The organism is Pseudomonas sp. B21-035, assembly GCF_024748945.1.
Taxonomy (GTDB): domain Bacteria; phylum Pseudomonadota; class Gammaproteobacteria; order Pseudomonadales; family Pseudomonadaceae; genus Aquipseudomonas.
This window is the reverse complement of sequence record NZ_CP087179.1, coordinates 2,403,400-2,419,286: the sequence shown is the minus strand read 5'-3', so window position 1 is coordinate 2,419,286 and position 15,887 is coordinate 2,403,400. Positions and strand designations below refer to the sequence as shown.

Genomic DNA, 15,887 nt, shown 5'->3' with positions numbered 1-15,887 from the left:
GCTCGGCATGTTTTCCACCGGTTTTACCTGGAACGACTTTGTGTTCCTGCTTGACGGGGCGCGCATCACCTTGCAGCTGACCTTCTGGGCGATTTTGCTGGGGACCTGTGCCGGCTTGCTGTTCGGCCTGGCCCGGGCTCTGTGGCCACGGCTGAGCCTGCCACTGGCGTGGGTGCTGGATGTGTTTCGCAGCGTGCCGCTGCTGATCCAGTTCGTGCTGTTCAACTCGTTCAAGAGCATCGTCGGCCTCGACATCAGCGCCTTCAGCGTCGGCTGCATCGTGCTCGGCGTCTACACCGCCGCGTACTTCACCGAGATCGTCCGCGGCGGCGTGCTGGCGGTGTCGCTGAGCGTGCGTCGGGCCAGCCGCTCACTGGGCATGAGCTACCTGCAGGACCTGCGCTGGATCGTCTTGCCAATGGCCACCCGGGTGGCGTTTCCCGGCTGGCTGAACCTGGTCCTGGGGGTGATGAAAGACACGGCGCTGGTGATGTGGATCGGCATCGTCGAATTGCTGCGCGCTTCGCAAACCATCGTTACGCGGATTCAGGAACCCCTGCTGGTGCTGTGCATCGCAGGCCTCATCTACTACGTCATGAGCCTGGTGGTTGCCCGCCTGGGCGCCCGTCTGGAAAGAAGGTGGCAGGAAAATGATTGAGATCGAGAACGTACACAAATCCTTCGGCGACCTGGAAGTGGTCAAGGGCGTAAGCCTGACCGTGAACAAGGGCGAAGTGGTATCGATCATCGGCGGCTCGGGCTCGGGCAAGTCGACCTTGCTGATGTGCATCAACGGCCTGGAGCCGATCCAGAAAGGCAACATCCGCGTCGACGGCGTCGAGGTCCACCACCGCGCCACCGACCTCAACCGCCTGCGCCAGAAGATCGGCATCGTCTTCCAGCAGTGGAACGCCTTCCCGCACCTGACCGTGCTGGAAAACGTCATGCTCGCGCCGCGCAAAGTGCTTGGCAAAGACAAGCACGACGCCGAGGCGCTGGCCGTCAAGCAGCTGACCCACGTCGGCCTGGGCGACAAGCTCAAGACCTTCCCCGGCAAGCTCTCGGGCGGCCAGCAGCAACGCATGGCGATTGCCCGGGCGCTGGCGATGTCGCCGGACTACATGCTGTTCGACGAGGCCACCTCGGCACTCGACCCGCAACTGGTCGGCGAGGTGCTCGACACCATGCGCATGCTCGCCGAGGACGGCATGACCATGGTGCTGGTGACCCACGAGATCCGTTTTGCCCGCGATGTGTCGGACCGCGTGGCGTTCTTCCGTAACGGTCTGGTGCACGAGATCGGCTCGCCCGACCAGGTGATCGGCAATCCGTTACAGCCGGAGACGGCGGCGTTCTTGAAGTCAGTGAAATAGAAGCATCGCGGGTCAAGCCCGCTCCCACACCACTATCCCTGTGGGAGCGGGCTTGCCCCGCGATGAGGCCCTCCCTAACAACACAAGGAGTCCTGCGAATGCGCTCATCGAAAATCATCCACATCGTCAACTGCCACGCCGAAGGTGAAGTCGGCGACGTCATCGTCGGCGGCGTCGCCCCGCCTCCCGGCGCCACGGTCTGGGAGCAGTCGCGCTGGATCGCCCGCGACCAGACCCTGCGCAACTTCGTCCTCAACGAGCCACGCGGCGGCGTGTTCCGCCACGTCAACCTGCTGGTGCCGCCCAAGGACCCGCGGGCGCAAATGGCCTGGATCATCATGGAGCCGGCCGACACTCCGCCGATGTCCGGCTCCAACTCGCTGTGCGTGTCGACCGTGCTGCTCGACAGCGGCATCCTGCCGATGACCGAGCCCGAGACGCACCTGGTGCTCGAAGCCCCGGGCGGCCTGATCGAAGCGGTCGCCCAATGCCGGGACGGCAAGGTCGAACGGGTGGAAGTGAAGAACGTGCCGTCCTTTGCCGACCGCCTCGACGCCTGGATCGAGGTCGAAGGCCTGGGCTCGCTGCAGGTCGACACGGCCTACGGCGGCGACAGCTTCGTGATTGCCGATGCCCGGCAACTGGGCTTTGCCATCCGCCCGGACGAAGCCAAAGATATCGTCGAGGTCGGCCTGAAGATCACCCAGGCCGCCAACCAGCAACTGGGTTTCAGCCACCCGCTGAATCCGGACTGGGCGCACATTTCCTTCTGCCAGATCGCCGCGCCCATCGAGTATGAGGACGGCGTTGCCAGCGGCGCCAACGCGGTGGTGATCCGCCCCGGCAAGATCGATCGCTCGCCCTGCGGCACCGGCTGTTCAGCGCGCATGGCGGTACTGCAGGCCAAAGGCCTGATGAAAGTCGGCGAGCGGTTCATTGGCCGCTCGATCATCGGCTCGCGCTTCGACTGCCGCATCGAATCACTGACCGAAATCGCCGGCCGCCCGGCCATCTACCCGTGCATTTCCGGCCGCGCCTGGATCACCGGCACCCATCAATTGCTGCTCGACCCCAGCGACCCCTGGCCACAAGGCTACCGGTTGTCGGACACCTGGCCCGGCGCCTGAACGCTAAGCCGTTGATTTGCAAACACCCTTAAAAATCGGCCGGCAAACGAAGTGAAAAAACACTGGTCCACTTCAAACACTTCAAATATCGTATACGAAATACAATAAACAACCGGAGAACACCATGAGCAAGTACGTAAACTGGAGCGGCGTCTTCCCTGCGGTCACCACTCAATTCAACGATGACTTCTCGATCAACCTGGAAAAGACCCACGAGGTGATTTCCAACGTGATCCGCGACGGCGTCTCGGGCCTGGTGGTGTGTGGCTCGGTGGGCGAAAACACCTCGCTGAGCGCCGAGGAGAAAATCGCCGTCACCGAAGTCGCCGTCGATGCCTCGCGCGGCCGGGTTCCAGTGATCTGCGGCGTGGCCGAGTTCACCAGCGTGCAGGCCGCCAAGGTGGCCAATGCGGTGCGCCAGGTCGGCGTCGACGGGGTGATGCTGATGCCGGCGCTGGTCTATGGCTCCAAGCCGTTCGAGACCGCCGAGCACTACCGTTACGTGGCCAAGCACACCGACGTGCCGCTGATGGTCTACAACAACCCGCCGATCTACAAAAACGACGTCACCCCGGACATCCTGATTTCCCTGGCCGACTGCGACAACGTGGTGTGCTTCAAGGACTCCTCCGGCGACACCCGCCGCTTCATCGACGTGCGCAATGAAGTGGGCGACCGCTTCGTGCTGTTCGCCGGCCTCGACGACGTGGTCCTGGAAAGCATCGCGGTCGGCGCCCAGGGCTGGGTCTCGGGCATGTCCAACGTGTTCCCCAAAGAGGGCGAGACGATCTTCCGCCTGGCCAAGGCCGGGCGCTTCGCCGAGGCCATGCCGATCTACGAATGGCTGATGCCGATCCTGCACCTGGATGCCCGCGCCGACCTTGTGCAGTGCATCAAGCTGTGCGAAGCCATCGCCGGTCGCGGCAGCGCCCTGACCCGTCCGCCGCGCCTGGCCCTGCCGGAAAGCGATCGGGTCTATGTCGAGCAGATCATGGCCAAGGCCCTGGCCAACCGTCCGCAACTGCCGGACGTCGGCCTCTGAGTGATTGCCGGGCCGGCTCCATCATGGAGACCGGCCTGCCTGTTTTGCGCCCATACAGGAAACGCCAGCATGTCCAGTCACCCCTCCAGCGCAACCAGCCCTTCGGGCTTGAAACGGGTCGTCGCCGCGGCCATGGCCGGCACCGTCGCCGAATGGTATGAATTCTTCCTTTACGGCACCGCCTCGGCACTGGTCTTCGGCCAGTTGTTCTTCCGCCAGACCGACAGCCCCGTCGACGGCATCATCGCCGCCTTCGCCCTCTATGCCGTAGGCTTTCTCGCCCGCCCCCTGGGCGGTTTGGTATTCGGTCACTACGGTGACAAATTCGGCCGCAAGCGCTTGCTGCAACTGAGCCTGGTGGTGGTCGGCATCACCACCTTCCTGATGGGTTGCCTGCCGGGCTTCGACACTATCGGTTATGCCGCGCCGGTGTTGCTGGTGCTGCTGCGGCTGATCCAGGGTTTTGCCTTCGGCGGCGAATGGGGTGGCGCGATTTTGCTGGTGTCCGAGCACTGCCCGGACAACCGTCGCGGCTTCTGGGCCAGTTGGCCGCAAGCCGGGGTGCCGGCCGGTAATCTGGTGGCGACGGTGGCCTTGCTGCTGTTGTCGAGCAACCTCTCGGAAGAACAGTTCCTGGCCTGGGGCTGGCGCGTGGCGTTCTGGTTCTCGGCGGTGGTGGTGCTGATCGGTTACTGGATCCGCACCAGCGTCGACGACGCACCAATCTTCAAAGAGGCCCAGGCGCGCCAGGCGCAGAAAGCCGAGCAGCAACTGGGCGTGGTCGAGGTGTTGCGCCATCACTGGCGCGCGGTGCTGGTAGGCATCGGCGCCCGCTTTGCCGAGAACATCCTCTATTACACCGTGGTGACCTTCTCGATCACCTACCTCAAGCTTGTAGTGCACAAGGACACCTCGCAGATCCTCTTGCTGATGTTCGGCGCGCACCTGCTGCATTTTTTCATGATCCCGCTGATGGGCTACCTGTCCGATCTGGTCGGGCGCAAGCCGGTGTACCTGACCGGCGCGGTGCTCACCGCCTTCTGGGGCTTCATCGGCTTCCCGCTGATGGACACCGGCAACAACTGGCTGATCATGGCCGCGATCACCCTGGGCCTGGCCATCGAGTCGATGACCTACGCGCCCTACTCGGCGCTGATGGCCGAGCTGTTCCCCACCCACGTGCGCTACACCGCGCTGTCGCTGTGCTACCAGGTGGCGCCGATTTTCGCCGGATCCCTGGCGCCGCTGATCGCCATCAGTTTGCTCAATGAGTTCCACAGCTCGACGCCGATTGCCTGGTACCTGGTTGGCGCTGCGCTGATCTCGATTGTCGCTGTTGGCCTGACCCGCGAGACCCGCGGCAAGTCGCTGCACCAGGTTGACGCCGAAGCGGCCGCGCGCATCGCCGCCGGGCAAGCGGCGCCAGTTCGCCCGGGCAGTTCGCTGGCCTGACCCCACCTTTTTTTCAGGAGTAATCCATGGCGGATATCATCGGCCACAACTACATTGGCGGCGCGCGCAGCGCCGCTGGCAGCCTCACCCTGCAGAGCCATGACGCAACCAGCGGCGAGGCCCTGCCCTATCGGTTCCACCAGGCCACCGGCGCAGAAGTGCATGCCGCTGCCCAGGCGGCGGCCGAGGCCTACCCGGTGTTTCGCAGTTTGTCGCCGGAGCGACGGGCGCAGTTTCTTGAGGCCATTGCCGCGCAACTGGAGGCCCTGGGGGATGATTTCATCACCCTGGTGACCGGCGAAACGGCGTTGCCCGCCGCGCGGATCCTCGGCGAGCGCGGGCGCACTTGCGGGCAGATGCGCCTGTTCGCCCAGGTGCTGCGCCGCGGTGACTTTCTCGGCGCACGCATCGACCGCGCCCAGCCCGATCGCCAACCGCTGCCCCGCGCCGACCTGCGCCAGTACCGCCTGGGCGTCGGCCCGGTCGCGGTGTTTGGCGCCAGCAACTTCCCCCTGGCTTTCTCCACCGCCGGCGGCGACACCGCCGCGGCCCTGGCCGCCGGCTGCCCGGTGGTATTCAAGGCCCACAGCGGCCACATGGCCACCGCTGAGCGGGTGGCCGATGCGATCATCCACGCGGCCGAACAGACCGGCATGCCCAAGGGCGTGTTCAACATGATCTACGGCGCCGGCGTCGGCGAAGCGCTGGTCAAGCATCCGGCGATCCAGGCGGTGGGTTTTACCGGCTCACTCAAGGGCGGCCGTGCGCTGTGCGACATGGCGGCGGCACGGGCACAACCGATCCCGGTGTTCGCCGAAATGAGCAGCATCAACCCGGTGCTGGTACTGCCCCAGGCCCTGAACCTGCGCAGCGAGCAGATCGCCCGCGAACTAGCGGCCTCGGTGGTGCTCGGCTGCGGGCAGTTCTGTACCAACCCGGGGCTGGTGATCGGCCTGCGCTCGCCGGCATTCAGTGCATTTACCGAACAACTGGCCGCGCAACTGGCCGCGCAACCGGCACAGACCATGCTCAACGCCGGCACCCTCGCCAGTTACACCAAGGGCGTCGAGGCGCTGCTCGCTCACCCTGGCATCAGCCACCTGGCCGGGCAGCCGCAACAGGGCAAGCAGGCGCAGGCGCAGCTGTTCAAGGCCGATGTCAGCCTGTTGCTCGAAGGCGATGCGCTGTTGCACGAAGAGGTGTTCGGGCCGGCCACGGTGCTGGTCGAGGTGGCCGACAGCACGCAGTTGCAGCAAGCATTGCACGGCCTGCACGGTCAGCTCACCGCTACCCTGATCGCCGAAGCTGAAGATCTGCAAAGCCACGCTGAACTGCTACCGCTGCTGGAGCAGAAGGTCGGCCGGGTACTGTTCAACGGCTACCCGACCGGCGTCGAAGTCTGTGATGCAATGGTGCACGGCGGCCCCTACCCGGCCACCTCCGATGCCCGCGGGACGTCGGTGGGCAGCCTGGCCATCGAGCGCTTCCTGCGCCCGGTGTGCTACCAGAACTGCCCGGATGCGCTGCTACCGCCAGCGTTGCAGAACGCCAACCCGCTGGGCATCGCGCGCCTGGTCGACGGCCAGAGCAGCCGCACCGCCCTGTAAGGGTGGGTTTCAGGCCAGCAGCGCCCTGAGATCGTTGTACAGGGCCTGCGGGATTTCCACCCCTTCCACCAGGCTGCGCGCCCGTGCTGTATAGCGGCGCGCAGACGGCAGCCGCGCGCCCTGCCCCTCGATGCTCTCGAATACCACCTCGGCCCGGGCCAGGTGTTGATCGGCGGCGTCACCCAAAAACCTGCGCGGGTCCAGGGCAATCAGCAACTCACCATGATAAGGCGAGGATTTGCTGCCGTCGGCATGGGCCAGTGATTCGGCACTGGTCAGGTCGCCGATCAACGGCCCGGCGATCAGTTCGACCATCGCTGCCAGCGCCGAGCCCTTGTGCCCGCCGAAGGTGAGCATGGCGCCACGGTCCAGCACCACGTTGGGGTCGGTGCTGGGCTGGCCGTGCTCATCCACGCCCCAGCCTTCGGGAATCGCCTTGCCGGCACGCCGATGCAGCTCGATGTCGCCACGGGCGATGGCGCTGGTAGCGAAGTCAAAGACATACGGATGCGTGCCCGCCCTCGGCCAGCCGAAGGCGATGGGGTTGGTGCCGAACACCGGCCGATGGCCACCGGCAGGCGCCACCCAGGCATGGCTGGGGGTGAATGCCAGGGCCACCAGGCCGGCCTCGGCCAACTGCTCGATCTCGACCCACAAGGCCGAAAAGTGCACACAGCGGTTGATCGCCAGGGCGGCGATGCCGTTGCGTTGGGCCTTGGCTTGCAACAACGGCAAGCCGGCCTGGAATGCCAGCTGAGAGAACCCGCCGCCAGCATCCACGCGCACGATCGACGGCGCCTGGTCGATGACTTCGGGGCGGGCATCGGCAACCACCTTGCCGGCCTTGAGCGAGCCGACGCAGCCCAGCACCCGGTACAGGCCATGGGAGGCGCAACCATCGCGCTCGCCGGCGACGATGGTATCGCTCACCGCCCGGGCATGGTCGGCGTCAAAGCCGTTGTGCAAAAGGATCGAAAAGGCCAGCGAATGGGCTTCGGACAGGGTCAGGCGGATCATGGTCATCTCCTTGGGCTGACTGTCCAGCCTGCCTCAAGCCCGCTGCGCCGACTTGATCGCTTTAGCCCCCGGTGATGACGATCTCGGCATAGCGGGGAAGGCTGCAAGGGCCGCCAGTGCCCGCTGGATGTACTGCTGATACCGCTCAGGGTCGCTGACCTCGACATGGGCAATCCAGCGGGCCTTCAATGCATGCTCCCGCCCCAGGTAGATTTGTATTACGGCATACCCTATAGCTTACTCCTCAGCCTCGGGAAAGTTGCGGCAGCTTTTGCGCTCGGCCAGTTCCTGGTCGGTAGGTCGCTGCTCGACGAACACGGCGCGGCCATCCTTGTAGATCTCCAGATACCCCCATTCCAGATCCTGCTCCCGCTGACCAGGCTTGGGCGGATTGCGCCACCAGGGCTCGCGACTGATCAATTGCATGGCAATGGCTCCCGCTGAAACACACTACTTCACTATAGACACTGGACCACGAGCGCTCTGGCTCGGCCATCGGCGCCCGCACACCGATGCCGGGTGATAGCCGGTAGCTTGCAGACTCTTGTCAAAGCGCCGCTGGAATGGCCGGTGTTCCCGACACCGGGCTGGCGCATTGAAACCATCGCGGGGCAAGCCCGCTCCTACCTGGTCTGTAGGAGCGGGCTTGCCCCGCGATAAGGCCGGTCAGGCTGGCGCCGAGGTGCGAATCAGGTGATCGAAGGCCGCCAACGAAGCCTTGGCGCCCTCGCCCACGGCAATCACGATCTGCTTGTATGGCACGGTGGTCACGTCACCGGCGGCGAACACGCCCGGGAGGTTGGTCTGGCCGCGGGCATCGACGATGATCTCGCCGCGCGGGGTCAGCTCGACCGTGCCTTTGAGCCAGTCGGTGTTGGGCAGCAGGCCGATCTGCACGAAGATCCCTTCCAGCGCCAGGTCATGCAGCTCATCGCTGTTGCGGTCCTTGTAGCGCAGGCCGTTGACCTTCTCGCCATCACCAAGCACCTCGGTGGTCAGCGCACTGGTGATCACCTTGACGTTCGGCAAGCTGTGCAGCTTGCGCTGCAGCACGGCGTCGGCACGCAACTGGCTGTCGAACTCGATCAGGGTCACCTGGGCAACGATACCGGCCAGGTCAATGGCCGCTTCCACACCCGAGTTGCCGCCACCGATCACCGCCACGCGCTTGCCCTTGAACAGCGGGCCATCGCAGTGCGGGCAGTAGGCAACGCCGCGGCTGCGGTATTGCTGCTCGCCGGGTACGTTCATTTCGCGCCAGCGTGCACCGGTGGCGAGGATCACAGTCTTGGCCTTGAGCGAGGCACCACTGGCCAGGCGCACTTCGTGCAGGCCGCCGTCGGTGGCCGGAATCAAGGCTTCACCGCGCTGCAGGTTGATGATATCGACGTCGTACTGCTTGACGTGTTCTTCAAGGGCCATGGCCAGCTTCGGTCCTTCGGTTTCCTGCACCGAGATGAAGTTCTCGATGGCCATGGTGTCGAGTACCTGGCCGCCGAAACGCTCGGCGGCAACGCCGGTGCGAATGCCTTTGCGCGCGGCATAGATCGCCGCGGCGGCGCCCGCCGGGCCGCCACCGACCACCAGCACGTCAAAGGCATCCTTGGCGTTGATCTTCTCGGCCTGACGCTCGCCGGCGCTGGTGTCGAGCTTGGCGAGGATTTCTTCCAGGCCCATGCGGCCCTGGCCAAACACTTCGCCGTTGAGGTAGACGCTGGGCACGGCCATGACCTTGCGGCGCTCGACTTCGGCCTGGAACAGCGCACCGTCGATGGCGACGTGGCGAATATTGGGGTTGAGCACCGCCATCAGGTTCAGCGCCTGGACCACATCCGGGCAGTTCTGGCACGACAGCGAGAAGTAGGTTTCAAAGTTGAACTCACCCTTGAGCGCGCTGATCTGCTCGATCACCTCCAGGCTGGCCTTGGACGGATGACCGCCGACCTGCAGCAGGGCGAGCACCAGCGAGGTGAACTCGTGGCCCATGGGGATGCCGGCAAAGCGCAGGCTGATGTCAGCGCCAGGACGATTGAGCGAGAACGACGGGCGACGGGCGTCGCTGCCATCTTCACGCAGGGTAATCAGGTTCGACAGGCCGGCGATTTCCACCAGCAGGTCGCGCAATTCGCGGGACTTCGCGCCGTCATCGAGGGAAGCAACGATCTCGATCGGCTGAGTGACCCGTTCCAGGTAGGCTTTCAACTGAGTTTTAAGCGTGGCGTCCAACATACGGGCGATTCCTTTTTCAAACGGTAGAAATAACAACGCCCGGGCGAAAGCGCCCGGGCGTTTTGCGGGGCGGTGACAACGTCAGGTGCGGTAGACCACCGCCCTCGGCTGGCTCACGGTCTTAGATCTTGCCGACCAGGTCCAGCGATGGCGCCAGGGTAGCTTCGCCTTCTTTCCACTTGGCCGGGCAGACTTCGCCTGGGTGGGCGGCAACGTACTGGGCAGCCTTGACCTTGCGCAGCAGCTCGCTGGCGTCACGGCCGACACCACCGTCGTTGAGTTCGACGATCTTGATCTGGCCTTCTGGGTTGATCACGAAGGTGCCACGGTCAGCGATGCCGGCTTCTTCGATCAGCACGTCGAAGTTGCGCGAGATGACGTGGGTCGGGTCACCGATCAGTGGGTACTGGATCTTGCCGATGGTGTCCGAAGTGTCGTGCCAGGCTTTGTGGGTGAAGTGGGTATCGGTGGACACGCCGTAGATTTCCACGCCCAGGTCTTTGAACTGCGCGTAGTTGTCGGCCAGGTCGCCCAGCTCGGTCGGGCAGACGAAGGTGAAGTCGGCCGGGTAGAAGAACACTACCGACCATTTGCCTTTCAGATCGGCATCCGAGACTTCGACAAACTTGCCCTGGTGGTAAGCGGTAGCTTTGAACGGTTTAACCTGGCTGTTGATGATAGGCATGAGTGACGCTCCTTCAGGGGGTTGAAAAAACTGATGGGAGAATCGTAGCCAATGCATTGGATTAATGCTCATTGGCAAAGCTCATGTTGTTGATTGGTTTTGGCTATAAGGCGGGGCTATTAATAGAGGGTTTGAAGCTATCGCGGGGCAAGCCCGCTCCTACCGGCCAGTAGGAGCGGGCTTGCCCCGCGATTGGAGTACGCCGTTTAACGCGATGGCGTACGCAAGGTGACGAACTCTTCCGCCGCCGTAGGATGCACGCCAATGGTCTCGTCGAACTGCTGCTTGGTCGCCCCGGCCTTGAGGGCAATGCCCAGGCCCTGGATGATTTCGCCGGCGTCCGGGCCGACCATATGGCAACCCAGCACGCGGTCGGTGTCGGCATCGACCACCAGCTTCATCAGGGTCTTTTCCTGCACCTCGGTGAGGGTCAGCTTCATCGGCCGGAAGCGGCTTTCGAAGATCTGCACCTTGTGGCCCTGCTCCAGCGCCTGTTCTTCGGTCAAGCCAACGGTACCAATCGGTGGCTGGCTGAACACGGCGGTAGGGATGTTCTGGTAATCCACCGGGCGGTACTGCTCGGGCTTGAACAGGCGCCGGGCCACAGCCATGCCTTCGGCCAGGGCCACCGGGGTCAGTTGCACACGGCCGATCACATCGCCAATCGCCAGGATCGACGGCGCGGTGGTCTGGTACAGGTCGTCGACGCGGATAAAACCACGCGGGTCGAGTTCGACGCCGGTGTTTTCCAGGCCCAGGTTGTCGAGCATCGGTCGCCGGCCAGTGGCATAGAATACGCAGTCGGCCACCAGTTCGCGACCATCCTTGAGGGTAGCCTTGAGGCTGCCGTCGTCCTGGCGCTCGATACGCTGGATATCGCTGTTGAACTGCAGGTCCATGCCGCGTTTTTCCAGCTCGTCCTTGAGGTGCTCGCGCACACTGCCATCAAAGCCGCGCAGGAACAGGTCGCCGCGGTACAGCAGCGAGGTTTTTGCCCCCAGGCCCTGGAAGATCCCGGCAAATTCCACGGCGATGTAACCGCCGCCAACCACCAGCACGCGCTTGGGCAGGTCTTTGAGGTAGAACGCCTCGTTGGAGCTGATCGCCAGCTCCTTGCCCGGAATATCCGGGATCTGCGGCCAGCCGCCGGTGGCAATGAGGATGTGCTCGGCGCTGTAGCGCTGGCCATCGACTTCCACCTCATGGGCACCCGTCAGTTTGGCGTGGCCTTCCAGCAAGGTCACGCCGCTGTTGACCAGCAGGTTGCGGTAGATACCGTTGAGCCGCTCGATTTCGCGGTTCTTGTTGGCGATCAACTGGCCCCAGTCGAACTGGGCATCTTCCAGCGACCAGCCAAAGCCTGCGGCCTGCTCGAAGTCATCGGCAAAATGCGCGCCGTAGACCAGCAGCTTTTTCGGCACGCAGCCAACGTTGACGCAGGTACCACCCAGGTAGCGGCTTTCGGCAACCGCCACTTTTGCACCGAAGCCTGCGGCAAAGCGCGCAGCGCGCACACCGCCAGACCCGGCACCAATCACGAACAGATCAAAATCGTAGGTCATCTCGAGGGTCTCAAGCTGCAAGTATCAAGCTACAAGCTACAAGAAAAAGCCACCCGAAGGTGGCTTTATCAAACCGCTAGCTACCAGGCTCAGTACGCTTTGCCGGTTTTGTAGAAGTTCTCGAAGCAGAAGTTGGTCGCTTCGATGTAGCCTTCGGCGCCACCGCAGTCGAAACGCTTGCCCTTGAACTTGTAGGCAATAACGCAGCCATCTTGGGCCTGCTTCATCAGGGCGTCGGTGATCTGGATTTCACCGCCTTTGCCCGGCTCGGTTTCTTCGATCAGTTTGAAGATGTCCGGGGTCATGATGTAGCGGCCGATGATCGCCAGGTTCGACGGAGCATCTTCAGGCTTTGGCTTCTCGACCATGTTGCGCACGCGGTACAGGTCGTCACCGATCAGGTCGCCGGCGATCACACCGTATTTGCTGGTTTCCTGCGGGTCGACTTCCATGATGGCAACGATGGTGCAGCGGTACTGTTTGTACAGCTTGACCATCTGCTTGAGCACGCTGTCGCCTTCGAGGTTGACGCACAGGTCGTCCGCCAGTACCACGGCGAACGGTTCGTCGCCGATCAGCGGGCGGCCAGTGAGGATCGCGTGGCCCAAGCCTTTCATTTCGGTCTGGCGGGTGTAGGAGAACGAACACTCGTCGAGCAGACGACGGATGCCGACCAGGTATTTTTCCTTGTCGGTGCCCTTGATCTGGTTTTCCAGCTCATAGCTGATGTCGAAGTGGTCTTCCAGGGCGCGCTTGCCACGACCGGTGACGATGGCAATTTCGTTCAATCCAGCTTCCAGCGCTTCTTCAACGCCGTACTGGATCAGTGGCTTGTTCACCACCGGCAGCATTTCCTTGGGCATGGCTTTGGTAGCGGGCAGGAAGCGAGTGCCGTAACCGGCTGCCGGGAACAAGCATTTCTTGATCATATACGTCCTTAACAAGGGCTTTGCGTACGAAATTCGGCGCAGTCTAATCAGGCAGCGGTCACCTTACAATGCCCCACCACGCTGGCCGATGCCATCATAGATGAAATCCCGGGGGGGATAGTTCCCCGGGAGCATAAATAATGCGCCGGTAGCTGACCACCGGCAGTTAAACAGCCGATGCCTACATGCCCTGCCCGACCAGCACCCCGTCGACCTTCTGGCCATAGAGGTTGACGCCGTCATTGGCGTGGAACTTCAGCCGGGTCTTCTCGATCGAGCCGTCGACCAGGCGCGGGTCCTGCGGCCGTTCGTGGCGGTTGATGTAAGCGGCCACGTCCCAGGCCTGCTGGTCGCTCAGGCTGCCGGGCTTGCCCAAGGGCATATTGTGCTTGATGAAGGAGGCGGCGGTATTGATCCGGTGCATGCCGGCGCCCCAGTTGTAGGAGTCCTTGCCCCACAATGGCGGCATCACGTAGTTGCCGGCTACCTTCTGCCCTTCGCCATTGGCGCCGTGGCAAATGGAGCACTGGGCCTGGTACACCTGCTCACCGCGTTTGAAGTCGTAACCTTGCGCCGATTGCGCCACCTCCGGGTAGCCGCGGCCAGCACTCTCGACGCCAATCGGCGCCTTGCTCGCCAGCCAGTAGGCATAGACCGACAAGGCTGTCATCTGCGGGCTGTCGGCCGCTGGCGGCTTGCCGTTCATGCTGAACTGAAAGCAGCCCTGGATGCGCTCGGCGAAGGTGTTGACCTTGTCGTTTTTCTTGCGATAGGCCGGGTACATGGGATACGCGCCCCACAGCGGCGCCGAGTTGCCCAGGCGGCCCTGGTCGAGGTGACAGTTGCTGCAGTTAAGGCCGTTGCCAACGTTGTCAGGCATCAGCCGGCGTGTGTCGACAAACAAGGCGTAGCCATCGCGGACCATCTTGCCGTAGGCGTTGTCGGGCAGCTCGCTTTCTGCCGGCGGGGTAAAGCCAGGCGCGGCAGCTGGCGGGGTCTTGAGTTGCGACTGGTCTTCCATGGCAATCGGCGCAGCATGGACACTGCCAAAGGCCAGGGTCAGGGCAGCGAGAATCATCGGCTTCATGGCTTGACCTCCGGGCTGACAGGGTTGGCGAAGTAGTTGGCCACGGCCTTTATTTCGTCATCGGTCATCGCCTTGGCCACACCGACCATCAACTGATTGGGGTCGTTGCTGCGGCTGCCGTCGCGCCAGGCGTTGAGCTGGGCAACCAGATAGGTGGCCGGTTGATGGGCCAGTGGCGGAAAATGCTCACCAACACCGGCGCCGCCCGGGCCGTGGCACTGCACACAGCCGGGGATCTTGCGGTTCCAGTCGCCGTACAGCGCCAGCTTCTGCACCGGGTCGGCAGCCATCTGCTGGCGGTGGATATCGCTGGCAGGCTCGCTGGGCATGGCCGCCAGGGTCGTGGTCACCGCCTGGATTTCCTCGGCGCTGAGGGCCTTGGCCAGCGGCTCCATGATCGGGTGCTTGCGGCTGCCGTTCTGAAAGTCGTGCAGTTGCTTGCTCAGGTACGCCGCAGGCAGGCCGGCCAGGCGCGGAAAGCCGGCAGGCGCAATGCCCTTGGCGTCGGCGCCATGGCAACCCAGGCAGGCCATGGCGGCCGGGTTCTGGCCACCCTGGGTGAAGATTTTCTGGCCATCGACGGCATGTGCGGCAGGCAATGAAAACAGCAGCAGGCTGCTGATCAGGATGCGATCCAGTGGGATCATCACGGACTCCATTTTCTTGTTATAAGCTTAGGCTTAATAAGTATAAGCCTATGAATAGTAGGCCTATACGCCGCAAGCTACAACGCAGAAAGATGGCTAGATGCCAGCTGAATCGATTAGCCGAAAAAGGATTTAGCTCGAAATGCAGCGCGTCGCTGCCGTCTTCACATCACCCAGGCGCAGCGGGAAGTTGTTCAGGCGCTCATACAGCTTGATGCTGCTACCGCTACCGCGCTTGTCGATATCCACCAGCGCCGCCGGGCCGCCGCCGACCTTTTGCGGCACCACCAGGCGCAGACCGTCGTGGCGTTCTTCCACGGTCAGTTGCCCGCGCGACTCGGTCAATTGCTGCTGCACGCAGTCCGCGTATTCCTGGGGTTTTTTGCCAGAAATCACATTGAGGGTTTCCGGGCTGTGCTCCAGCTCCGACACACTCACACAGCCACCCAGCGTTACTGCCAACGCTGCTACGACCCACTTCATCAAGCACACCTCCACCACGGAAAAAGAATAAGACCGCGCGCAGACCATTTTGCTCCCTTGATTGGCAGTTTTATCCTGGGCCTGGCACGAAGGCCGACAGTGTAACCGACATCATGGTATCGTTTTGATTTGCTGACAGATCCAATGCGGAGTGCAACATGAAATTCGTACACCAGCGCGAGCACCTCAACGAGGATGACATCGTGGTCATTCATTGCTCCCAGCGCTGCAATATCCGCCTGATGAACGATGCCAACTTCCGCAGCTTCAAGAACGGCGGCCGTCACACCTACCACGGCGGCGCCTTTGTCGACTTCCCGGCGAAGATCACCGTGCCCAGCACCGGTTTCTGGAACATCACCATCGACACCGTCGGCCCGCGCGCCCTGTCGGCAGTGACCAAGCCAACCTTCACCCATACCATCAAGTTCATTCGCCGTTCGTCGTCGAAGCTGAGATAAGCCCATGAGCCAGACCACCAAGTTCGTGATCAAGTACAAGATCGATGGCGAGCAACGATTCGACTTCGCCCAGATGATCAGCGATGCGCCTGAGCACGTGCAGGCAGCGCTGCAACAATTGCACGGCGAAGACGCCAAGAAAATCACTGATATCAAGGTGAGCAAAGCGCTGTAACACCCTCCTCA

17 protein-coding genes and 1 pseudogene are annotated in these 15,887 nt (G+C 63.0%); 8 read left to right on the top strand and 10 right to left on the bottom strand.

The features are described 5' to 3' along the window. The first annotated feature begins 7 nt into the window (after positions 1-7). The 6 genes from LOY22_RS11260 to LOY22_RS11235 all read left to right on the top strand — a co-directional run bounded on the left by LOY22_RS11260 (position 8) and on the right by LOY22_RS11235 (position 6,601). Entirely contained in the window at positions 8-658 is a 651-nt protein-coding gene (locus LOY22_RS11260) for an amino acid ABC transporter permease (RefSeq protein ID WP_258597499.1), read from the top strand. Further along, positions 651-1,373 (top strand): amino acid ABC transporter ATP-binding protein, encoded by a 723-nt coding sequence (locus LOY22_RS11255; RefSeq protein ID WP_038995715.1) that lies wholly within the window; start codon positions 651-653, stop codon positions 1,371-1,373. Before LOY22_RS11260 ends, LOY22_RS11255 begins: the two co-directional genes overlap by 8 nt. A gap of 98 nt (positions 1,374-1,471) precedes the next feature. Continuing rightward, entirely contained in the window at positions 1,472-2,500 is a 1,029-nt protein-coding gene (locus tag LOY22_RS11250; RefSeq protein ID WP_045196745.1) for a trans-3-hydroxy-L-proline dehydratase, read from the top strand. 124 nt (positions 2,501-2,624) lie between these two features. Next, complete coding sequence (locus LOY22_RS11245) at positions 2,625-3,542, top strand: dihydrodipicolinate synthase family protein (protein ID WP_045196743.1); 918 nt, start codon at positions 2,625-2,627, stop codon at positions 3,540-3,542. Positions 3,543-3,611: 69 nt separating this feature from the next. Then, the gene (gene abaF, locus LOY22_RS11240) at positions 3,612-4,994 is read left to right on the top strand and encodes a fosfomycin efflux MFS transporter AbaF (protein ID WP_258597496.1); all 1,383 of its coding nucleotides are present in this window, start codon (positions 3,612-3,614) and stop codon (positions 4,992-4,994) included. A 26-nt stretch (positions 4,995-5,020) separates the two neighbouring features. Then, complete coding sequence (locus LOY22_RS11235) at positions 5,021-6,601, top strand: aldehyde dehydrogenase (NADP(+)) (protein ID WP_258597494.1); 1,581 nt, start codon at positions 5,021-5,023, stop codon at positions 6,599-6,601. Between the two features lie 9 nt (positions 6,602-6,610). Here LOY22_RS11235 and LOY22_RS11230 read toward each other — a convergent pair whose 3' ends face one another. From LOY22_RS11230 to LOY22_RS11185, 10 genes and pseudogenes are all read right to left on the bottom strand, one after another. After that, positions 6,611-7,618 carry an Ldh family oxidoreductase gene (locus tag LOY22_RS11230; protein WP_093383915.1) on the bottom strand — a complete coding sequence of 336 codons (1,008 nt, stop codon included), beginning with the start codon at positions 7,616-7,618 and terminating at the stop codon, positions 6,611-6,613. 96 nt (positions 7,619-7,714) lie between these two features. Then, a pseudogene (locus LOY22_RS11225) lies at positions 7,715-7,807 on the bottom strand (DUF1330 domain-containing protein); the annotation flags it as partial. A gap of 48 nt (positions 7,808-7,855) precedes the next feature. After that, positions 7,856-8,044 (bottom strand): hypothetical protein, encoded by a 189-nt coding sequence (locus LOY22_RS11220; protein ID WP_045196737.1) that lies wholly within the window; start codon positions 8,042-8,044, stop codon positions 7,856-7,858. Positions 8,045-8,284: 240 nt separating this feature from the next. Continuing rightward, positions 8,285-9,847: an alkyl hydroperoxide reductase subunit F gene (gene ahpF / locus LOY22_RS11215; RefSeq protein WP_093383925.1), complete on the bottom strand. Its 1,563-nt coding sequence runs from the start codon at positions 9,845-9,847 to the stop codon at positions 8,285-8,287. A 121-nt stretch (positions 9,848-9,968) separates the two neighbouring features. Next, positions 9,969-10,532: an alkyl hydroperoxide reductase subunit C gene (gene ahpC, locus LOY22_RS11210; protein ID WP_010223911.1), complete on the bottom strand. Its 564-nt coding sequence runs from the start codon at positions 10,530-10,532 to the stop codon at positions 9,969-9,971. A 206-nt stretch (positions 10,533-10,738) separates the two neighbouring features. Continuing rightward, positions 10,739-12,094: a glutathione-disulfide reductase gene (gene gorA, locus LOY22_RS11205; protein WP_093383935.1), complete on the bottom strand. Its 1,356-nt coding sequence runs from the start codon at positions 12,092-12,094 to the stop codon at positions 10,739-10,741. Positions 12,095-12,183: 89 nt separating this feature from the next. Beyond that, positions 12,184-13,023, bottom strand: coding sequence for a UTP--glucose-1-phosphate uridylyltransferase GalU (galU, locus tag LOY22_RS11200; protein WP_045196734.1), 840 nt, complete (start codon positions 13,021-13,023; stop codon positions 12,184-12,186). 181 nt (positions 13,024-13,204) lie between these two features. Further along, entirely contained in the window at positions 13,205-14,110 is a 906-nt protein-coding gene (locus LOY22_RS11195) for a c-type cytochrome (RefSeq protein ID WP_093383938.1), read from the bottom strand. Further along, positions 14,107-14,757, bottom strand: coding sequence for a cytochrome c (locus LOY22_RS11190; protein ID WP_045196731.1), 651 nt, complete (start codon positions 14,755-14,757; stop codon positions 14,107-14,109). Before LOY22_RS11190 ends, LOY22_RS11195 begins: the two co-directional genes overlap by 4 nt. A 132-nt stretch (positions 14,758-14,889) precedes the next feature. Next, a complete protein-coding gene (locus LOY22_RS11185; RefSeq protein ID WP_258597491.1) occupies positions 14,890-15,240 on the bottom strand; it encodes a hypothetical protein in 351 nt (116 codons plus the stop codon). A 158-nt stretch (positions 15,241-15,398) separates the two neighbouring features. Here LOY22_RS11185 and LOY22_RS11180 point away from each other — a divergent pair, with 158 nt between their 5' ends. Continuing rightward, on the top strand, positions 15,399-15,701 hold the full coding sequence (locus LOY22_RS11180; RefSeq protein ID WP_038995738.1) for a DUF1883 domain-containing protein: 303 nt from the start codon (positions 15,399-15,401) through the stop codon (positions 15,699-15,701). 4 nt (positions 15,702-15,705) lie between these two features. Continuing rightward, entirely contained in the window at positions 15,706-15,876 is a 171-nt protein-coding gene (locus LOY22_RS11175; protein ID WP_093383944.1) for a hypothetical protein, read from the top strand. Positions 15,877-15,887 lie beyond the last annotated feature (11 nt).

Excerpts from the sequence above, each read along its gene's own strand:
- LOY22_RS11260 (WP_258597499.1), top strand. The coding sequence starts at position 8 with ATGTTTTCCACCGGTTTTACCTGGAACGACTTTGTGTTCCTGCTTGAC.
- LOY22_RS11255 (WP_038995715.1), top strand. The coding sequence starts at position 651 with ATGATTGAGATCGAGAACGTACACAAATCCTTCGGCGACCTGGAAGTG.
- LOY22_RS11250 (WP_045196745.1), top strand. The coding sequence starts at position 1,472 with ATGCGCTCATCGAAAATCATCCACATCGTCAACTGCCACGCCGAAGGT.
- LOY22_RS11245 (WP_045196743.1), top strand. The coding sequence starts at position 2,625 with ATGAGCAAGTACGTAAACTGGAGCGGCGTCTTCCCTGCGGTCACCACT.
- abaF (WP_258597496.1), top strand. The coding sequence starts at position 3,612 with ATGTCCAGTCACCCCTCCAGCGCAACCAGCCCTTCGGGCTTGAAACGG.
- LOY22_RS11235 (WP_258597494.1), top strand. The coding sequence starts at position 5,021 with ATGGCGGATATCATCGGCCACAACTACATTGGCGGCGCGCGCAGCGCC.
- LOY22_RS11230 (WP_093383915.1), bottom strand. The coding sequence starts at position 7,618 with ATGATCCGCCTGACCCTGTCCGAAGCCCATTCGCTGGCCTTTTCGATC.
- LOY22_RS11220 (WP_045196737.1), bottom strand. The coding sequence starts at position 8,044 with ATGCAATTGATCAGTCGCGAGCCCTGGTGGCGCAATCCGCCCAAGCCT.
- ahpF (WP_093383925.1), bottom strand. The coding sequence starts at position 9,847 with ATGTTGGACGCCACGCTTAAAACTCAGTTGAAAGCCTACCTGGAACGG.
- ahpC (WP_010223911.1), bottom strand. The coding sequence starts at position 10,532 with ATGCCTATCATCAACAGCCAGGTTAAACCGTTCAAAGCTACCGCTTAC.
- gorA (WP_093383935.1), bottom strand. The coding sequence starts at position 12,094 with ATGACCTACGATTTTGATCTGTTCGTGATTGGTGCCGGGTCTGGCGGT.
- galU (WP_045196734.1), bottom strand. The coding sequence starts at position 13,023 with ATGATCAAGAAATGCTTGTTCCCGGCAGCCGGTTACGGCACTCGCTTC.
- LOY22_RS11195 (WP_093383938.1), bottom strand. The coding sequence starts at position 14,110 with ATGAAGCCGATGATTCTCGCTGCCCTGACCCTGGCCTTTGGCAGTGTC.
- LOY22_RS11190 (WP_045196731.1), bottom strand. The coding sequence starts at position 14,757 with ATGATCCCACTGGATCGCATCCTGATCAGCAGCCTGCTGCTGTTTTCA.
- LOY22_RS11185 (WP_258597491.1), bottom strand. The coding sequence starts at position 15,240 with ATGAAGTGGGTCGTAGCAGCGTTGGCAGTAACGCTGGGTGGCTGTGTG.
- LOY22_RS11180 (WP_038995738.1), top strand. The coding sequence starts at position 15,399 with ATGAAATTCGTACACCAGCGCGAGCACCTCAACGAGGATGACATCGTG.
- LOY22_RS11175 (WP_093383944.1), top strand. The coding sequence starts at position 15,706 with ATGAGCCAGACCACCAAGTTCGTGATCAAGTACAAGATCGATGGCGAG.